The sequence below is a fragment of the Lysobacter enzymogenes genome, from assembly GCF_017355525.1.
Classification (GTDB): domain Bacteria; phylum Pseudomonadota; class Gammaproteobacteria; order Xanthomonadales; family Xanthomonadaceae; genus Lysobacter; species Lysobacter enzymogenes_C.
Genome location: NZ_CP067395.1, coordinates 863,669 through 870,353, shown reverse-complemented (window position 1 = coordinate 870,353; position 6,685 = coordinate 863,669). Strand labels below are relative to the sequence as shown.

The 6,685-nt window shown below is 69.4% G+C and carries 5 protein-coding genes; 2 read left to right on the top strand and 3 right to left on the bottom strand.

What is annotated here, in order from left to right:
• Window positions 1-1,262 precede the first annotated feature (1,262 nt).
• On the bottom strand, window positions 1,263-4,121 hold the full coding sequence (locus JHW38_RS03605) for a type 2 lanthipeptide synthetase LanM family protein (protein WP_207524660.1): 2,859 nt from the start codon (window positions 4,119-4,121) through the stop codon (window positions 1,263-1,265).
• Between the two features lie 142 nt (window positions 4,122-4,263).
• The gene (locus tag JHW38_RS03600) at window positions 4,264-4,449 is read right to left on the bottom strand and encodes a DUF6229 family protein (protein ID WP_207524659.1); all 186 of its coding nucleotides are present in this window, start codon (window positions 4,447-4,449) and stop codon (window positions 4,264-4,266) included.
• A 443-nt stretch (window positions 4,450-4,892) separates the two neighbouring features.
• On the opposite strand from JHW38_RS03600, the gene JHW38_RS03595 reads away from it, so the two are divergent.
• Complete coding sequence (locus tag JHW38_RS03595) at window positions 4,893-5,669, top strand: thioesterase family protein (RefSeq protein WP_207524658.1); 777 nt, start codon at window positions 4,893-4,895, stop codon at window positions 5,667-5,669.
• A gap of 103 nt (window positions 5,670-5,772) precedes the next feature.
• Here the strand turns inward: JHW38_RS03595 and JHW38_RS03590 are convergent, their stop codons facing one another.
• Window positions 5,773-5,985 carry a DUF6289 family protein gene (locus JHW38_RS03590; RefSeq protein WP_207524657.1) on the bottom strand — a complete coding sequence of 71 codons (213 nt, stop codon included), beginning with the start codon at window positions 5,983-5,985 and terminating at the stop codon, window positions 5,773-5,775.
• Between the two features lie 284 nt (window positions 5,986-6,269).
• Here JHW38_RS03590 and JHW38_RS03585 point away from each other — a divergent pair, with 284 nt between their 5' ends.
• Window positions 6,270-6,644, top strand: coding sequence for an NIPSNAP family protein (locus JHW38_RS03585; RefSeq protein WP_207524656.1), 375 nt, complete (start codon window positions 6,270-6,272; stop codon window positions 6,642-6,644).
• Window positions 6,645-6,685 lie beyond the last annotated feature (41 nt).

The window sequence follows — 6,685 nt, the reverse complement described above, 5'->3', positions numbered from 1 at the left end:
CGGTGTCCCTTCATGTGGTCGCGCCGCATTGCCGCACTGGCGAGTAGCACGGGCTGCGACGGGTGGTCGATCTGTTCGGGAATGCGGAATGCGCCGCGTTTTTCGGCAAAAAAGGCCGTTCAGCCGAAAATCGCGCGCACGAATCCAGGAGGCGATGCCCCCGGTTCGATGGCGATGGATATGCGACAGCCGCGCGAACGCGTGGCGTCAATGATGTGGAGGGCTACATGACAGTGTCTTGTGCATAAAGCATGCGAATGCAGGCGATCGGTCCGTGATAAATCCGCGCATGAGCGCGGCGCGCATGAAAACAACCGCGGGCCCGGAAAAAGCGCCCCGGAAGATGAGACGTCTATCTAGTGCTTGTTATGACGGAGCAACGCATCGCCCGGAGCGCGGTGGAGACGGCGAGTGCGTCGGCGAATTCCCGTCCGACGGATGTATTTCTATGCGGAACCTTGCGCTCGTCGGAATTAAATATAAAGAGATGGCAGCGACTGTTGTGTGATCTCTCTCCGGTTTGTTTCTTCCACTCGAAGTGCGCGTGTGATTGCGGTCAAGGAGTCAATCAAGTTCGCATCGTCTGCACAATCGGCGCGAGCCGACACGCGCGCCGATGCGCATCCGACCCGATTCACGCGCGCTTAGATGTAATGAAATAACCCTGTTTTTCAGGGAAAAAATGCGATACACGCGCGCGACGAAACGCTGCATTCAAACGCGCCATGATGTTTGTCATGTTGCGAAAGTGTTTCGCGATCGATGCATCGCGATGGCAATCCGCGATTCAAATGAATCGGATGAACGCGAATATGCGGCGGGTTTCGACAGGCTGCCGATACCATTCAACCGGGGTTTCCCCGTCAACTGATGTTTGTCATTCGCGGACCGTTCCGCACAGCGCGTCGCGTTAATCGCAGCCGGGTTTATCGATGCGGAAAAATTTTTACGATCCGGAGACAAATCGGCGGTTGTGCGACGGCGATTGCGTTTGAAGCGTTGTCGCGTTCGCATACGCCGACGCGTCGGCTTGCGTTGCGGCGGGCGGCCGTGCTGGCGCTGCGTCGGCGTCGGTTCGCATCGCGCGCTGCCGCGCATCGTTGCGCGCCGGGCCGCGATGGCGGTCGCTGGGTTCGCGGTGCCGTGCGCGAGTGGGCGCCACCGACTCGCGCAATGCGCCGCCGTGCGATCGCGGCGGCGGCGCGCGCTTGCCGAACACAGGGGCGGCGCGCGACCGCGCGCCCTGCCCTGCGCGGCCGCGATTACGAGAGCGCGAGCGCCTGCGCGTCGGGCGCGGCCACGGCGCGCAGCGGCGCCTGGCGCCGGCATTCGAGCAACAGCGGCGACGCCAGGTCGCAGTGCGGGTGCATGCGGATCAGGCCGTGCACCGCGCCGGCCAGTCCGGTCATCAGGCCCGGCGTGAACGCCTTGCGGGTGACGCCGCCGACGATGCCGTGCTCCTCGATTCCGGACACCACCTCGGCGGTGCACGCTTCGCGATCGCCGGCGCAACCCTGCGGATCCAGCGCGGCCGCGCGCACCAGCAATTCCCATTGCGAGAAGTCGCCGTGGCAGAGGGTGTGGGTCAGGCCCCACTGCCCGCGCGTCAATGCCGCCGCGCGGCGCAGGTCGCGCAACGCGGCCGCGTCGCCGCTGCGCGCATACACGTCGGCCGCGGCCAGTCCGATGCCGACCCCGCCGTTGCACCAGGTCGGGAAGTTGACGCTGTCGACCATGCGTACGTCGTGCCAGTTGCCGCTGGCCGGATCGAACGAGGCGTCCTGGAACGCGAACGCCGCCGCGGCCAGATCGCTCCAGCGCCGGCGTTCGTCTGCGTTACCGGCATCGCTGTCGGCCAGCCGCGCCAGCGCCCAGCCCATGCCGTAACCGCCATGGCCGAAGCCGCCGATCGGATCGGGAAATGCCGGCGACAGCCAGTACGCGCCGCGTTCGTCGCGCAGCGCGGTCGCTTCCAGCCGCCGCGCCGCGTCGGCGGCCAACGCCGACCAACGCGGATCGCCGCTGGCGCGGGACAGTTCCAGCAAGGGCACGATCGCGCCGGCGCTGCCGCCGGTGATGTCGAGGAACGGTTCTTCGGCGAAGCCGATGCGTTCGAGCTGCTGCGCGCAGGCGACCGCGTCGTCGAGCAACTGCGGCCGGCCGAGCAGGTCGTGCAGGACCAGCCAGGCCCAGATCCGGCTGCCGTCGCCGTTGAAGCCGCCGACCACCGCCGCGGCTTCGGCGCGGGTCTGCCGGCGCATCGCCAGCAACGCGCCTTCCAGCGCGGCGTCGACGCCGTCGACCGCGTCGGCGCGGCCGTGCGCGACTTCGTGCCGATAGCCGGCCAAGGCCACCGCGACGCCGCCGAGGCCGAAATACGCGTCCGCGCCGAGCGGCTGCACGTGCCAGCCTTCGCCGCCGAAGCTCTCCGGCGAAATCCAGGTGGCCGAACCATCGGCGGCATGCACCGACAATCGCAGCAAGCGCTGCATGGTGTCGGCGGCGAGCGCGCGCCGGCGCGCGTCGAGATTCTCGCGGTGCGGCCGGCGCGCGTAATGCGAGCGGCTGTCGCGCTCGCTCGGCCCGTCGGTCTCGCTGTTGAGCTGGGTGACCACCAGCGAGCTGCGGATGATCATTTCCTCGAGCTCGATGCGCATGCGCCGCCACTCGTCGAGGGTCTCGCCGATGCGCGCCGCGTTCAGCGGTTCGACGAAGGCCGGAATGTCGCCGAACCGCAGCGCGTCGATTTCCTCGCCGATCTGCTGCGGCGACGGCGCGACCGCCGACGGGCTGCGCGAGAACAGCGCCTGCGCGCGTTCGATCGCCTTGTCCTCCTCGTGCAGCGAGGCCGGATGCCAGAGCATGCGCCCGACTTCGACATAGACCTGGGTCGGCCGGCGCACGTCGCGCGCGCGGCTGCCTTCGAACGCGGCCAGCAGCGGCGCCAGCGCGCCTTCGGCGTCGAGCGCGCGCAAGTGCCGCGACGCGTCGAGGAAGCCGTCGCTGATCTGGTCCCAGTAACGCGACACGTCGGGGTTCGCGCTGGGATGGTTCTGCGACGCCGACAGCTCCGCCTCCATCATCTGCACCCGCGCCTGGGTGGTGCCGTCGCCGACGATCACCGGCACCTGCAACTGCGGCTGTTCGCCCGGCAGCGAGCCGGCCGCGGACAGGTCGGCGCGGCCGAAGCCGAGCACCGGCGAGCGGAACGGCACGATGCCGGTGCGCAGCACCGAGTTCTGGATCAGCTCCTGGGCCTGATCGTAGGCCGGGCCGAACTTCGACGGCGCGGCCGGACGCACCGGCGCGAACAGGCTTTCGACGTCGACCACGTACGGCACCGGGCCCGACGCGACCAGGTTCTCCAGATGGATGTCGGTGCCGCCGAGCACCCGCAGCACCGCCAGCCAATGGCCGAGGCGGCGGTAGAAGTCGCGCAGCTCGGCTTCGCCGTCGCAATAGCGGTGCTCGACGAACGCGGCCCAGCCGTAGTCGCCGCGATCGAGCACGTCGGGCACGCGGATGCGCTGCGCTCCGCCGAAAATTCGCGCGAGGAAACCGTCGAGCACCGCGTCGATGCGCAGCGAACGCGGCTTGTACATCAGTTGCCCGCCCGCGAACGCGAGCTTGGCCACGGTCTGGCCGCCGTCGTGCAGGTCGCCCTCGCCCAGGCCGATGCGCAGCAGGCGGCCGAGCTCGCGGCCGCTCCATTGCGACAGCAGCGCGCGGTCGGCGCGGATGCGCGCGACCAGGCTCTGGATCGCCGCGCTTTGCAGCTCCAGGGTGCGCCGCAGCCGCGCCAGCAGCGGCGGATAGCGGCGTTCGAGATGGACGGCGAATTCCGGCGTCTGCGCGCGCGCGACGAACTGGGCGAAGCGCTGCGCGTCGTCGCCTTCGAGTTCGCCGCTGTGCTGCGCCGCATGCAGTTCCAGCAACAGCACCCGGTTGAGCTTGAGCCGCGCGTTGGCGTACAGCGCCTGCGCGGCGGTCGCGCGGATCAGCGCGGCTTCGTCGGCGTCCCAGTCGTACGCGGCCAGGCGCGCGGCGAACGCGGCGCTTTCGGCGGCGACGAAATGATCGATGATCGGGCCGAAGCCCTCGTCCATGCGGCTTGCGGCCATCGTGTGCGGTCTCGGCTACGGGCTTGCGCTCGATGCGCCGCGGGCGGCGTCGATGGCGCGGGAGAAGGTGTGGGAGCGTACGGCGCGATGCGCCGCAGCGATCGCGGCAGGCGACGCGTGCGCCGCCTGCCGCGGGGCCGCATCAGATGCAGCAGATGCAACGGCCGCTGGGGCAGGTGGAAACCGACGTGGAGTGGGTGATGGGCGCCCGCATCGCGTCTTCGACCGCGTTTTCGCCTTCCAGGAACAGCGGGCCGGCCGGATTGTCGAAGCCGCCGACGTTGGCCGAGCCGGTCAGCCAGCCCTTGATCAGATCGTTGTCTTGCATGGTGTGTCCTCCCTGATTACTGGATGTCGCCCAGCCCACGGCCGTTCCCTGTTTCGAAATCCCGCCGCACCCGGGCACTGATTTCCAACGCTTGCCTGTGTTGCTTGTCGCTGAGGCGTGGCCGTCCGCGCGGAGGATCCGCACCGCGTTGCATTGCCGGAGAGACCACCGCCGCACTCTAGACAGGCGTTCGACACGCTGTCAAATCGCTGTAGTCATGCGCAACGCTGCGGCTGCGCGCGCGGATGCGCCGATACGCGACGCCGCGCGCAGCCGGCGCCCGACGCCAAAGTCGGCAACTCGCCGTCGTGCGCGGCGATATTGCGAACGCACAATCGCGCAGCGCGCAGCCGCACCGCTGCGACAGCGATATGCTGGCGATGGCGGCGCCGCGCGATGCGGCATCGCCCCCTCACGACGCCGAGCCCTAGCGGAGTTGCACGATGTCCACGTTCTCCGAATTGATCGAAACCTTCGAGCCCGACACCGAGATCCTGCCGCCGCCGCACTGGTTCCAGGGCCGCACGGTCTACGGCGGGCTCACCGCCGCGCTGGCGCTGCGCGCCGCGATCCGCGCCGCGCCGCTGGGGCTGCCGCCGCTGCGCGCCGCGCAGGTGGCCTTCGTCGGCCCCGCGTCCGGTGCGCTGCGCTTTCAGGCGCGGGTGCTGCGCCAGGGCAAGTCCTCGCTGTCGGCGGACGTGGAGGCCAGCAGCGACGGCGAGGCCGCGCTGCGCGCCTTGTTCGTGTTCGCGCAGCCGCGCGCGAGCCGCATCGCCCACGATTTCTCGCAACGCCCGGCGGTGCGCCCGCCGGCCGAGTGCCCGCGCCTGCCGATGCACGAACTGGCGCCGCGCTTCCTCGGCAATTTCGACGTGCGCCTGGCCGGCGGCTCGGCGCCGGTGTCGGGCGCGGCGAATCCCGAGTTCGTCGCCTGGGTGCGCCACCTCGACGACAACGGCGTGGAGCCGGAAGTGGCGCTGGTCGCGCTCGCCGACGCGCTGCCGCCGGCGGCATTGGCCAGCTTCACCGAGATGGCGCCGGTCAGTTCGATTGCCTGGAGTTTCGAGATGCTGGCGCCGCCGAGCGCGCGGCGCTGGTTCCTGCTGCGCTCCTTCAGCCAGCACGCCGCGCACGGCTGCTCGGTGCAGGACATGGAGATCTGGGACGAATCCGGCCAGCGCGTGATGGCGGGACGGCAGTCGGTGGCGTTGTACCAATGACGACGCCGCGGCGAACGCGGCGCCGAAACGACGCAGCCGCCCGGACGGACCGGGCGGCTGCGGGGGTGGCGAAACGAATTCGCTGCTTTGCGGCAGGCGCGAACTACATGACGCAGCCGGCGACCACCTTGTACTTCTTGGTCACCTCGCCATAGCCCGTGTCGCCGCAGCTGGCGGGCTGGCGCACGCCGACCACGGCGCCGGCGTCGTTGTAGTAGATGGTCGAGCAGAAGCAACCCTGCGATTGGGTGGCGGCGCCGGTGCTGGCGGACGCGGCCAGCAGGACGCCCAACGCGATCAGCTTGATGCGGTGCATCGAACTCTCCTTCGACATATGCGCGGCGCTGTTGCCGCGGGCGCACGATACACCGCTGCGTTCGCAGTACATGAAACCCGATGCCGCGCGGAACTGTGTGGAGATTGCGATGCGCGCAGCGCGACGCAAATGAACTGTGAGCGCCATCGGTTTTTGCGATGCGCGCCGCGACCGCGCGATGCGCAGCCGGCGACCGGCCGCAACGAAGATCCCGCCGTCGCCGCGACGTATAGTGCCAGCCCGGCCCGCAACCGGATCCCCCTCTCCCGCCCGAGCGCCTCGCCATGCCGCCGACCGAACCCAACGCCCGCCTCGTCGAAATCCGCACCTACAAGCTCAAGCCCGGCCACGCCGAACGCTTCGTCGCGGCGATGGCCGCCGCGCTGCCGATGGTGCGCGCCAGCGGCATGGACGTGGTCGCGTTCGGGCGCAGCGACCACGAGCACGAAAGTTTCTGCCTGATCCGCGCCTATGCCGACCGCACCGAGCTGGCCGCGCAGCAGGACGCCTTCTACGGCTCCGACGCGTGGCGACAAGGGCCGCGGCAGGCCTTGATCGACTGTCTCGACGACTACCTCAATACCTTGCTGTGGCTGGCGCCGGACAGCATCGAAGCCCTGCGTTCGCGCAACGCCTTCGACGGACCGCAGCCGCAGTAGCCCGGGCGCGCATCGCGCGCCCGCTTCAGCGACGCCCCGGC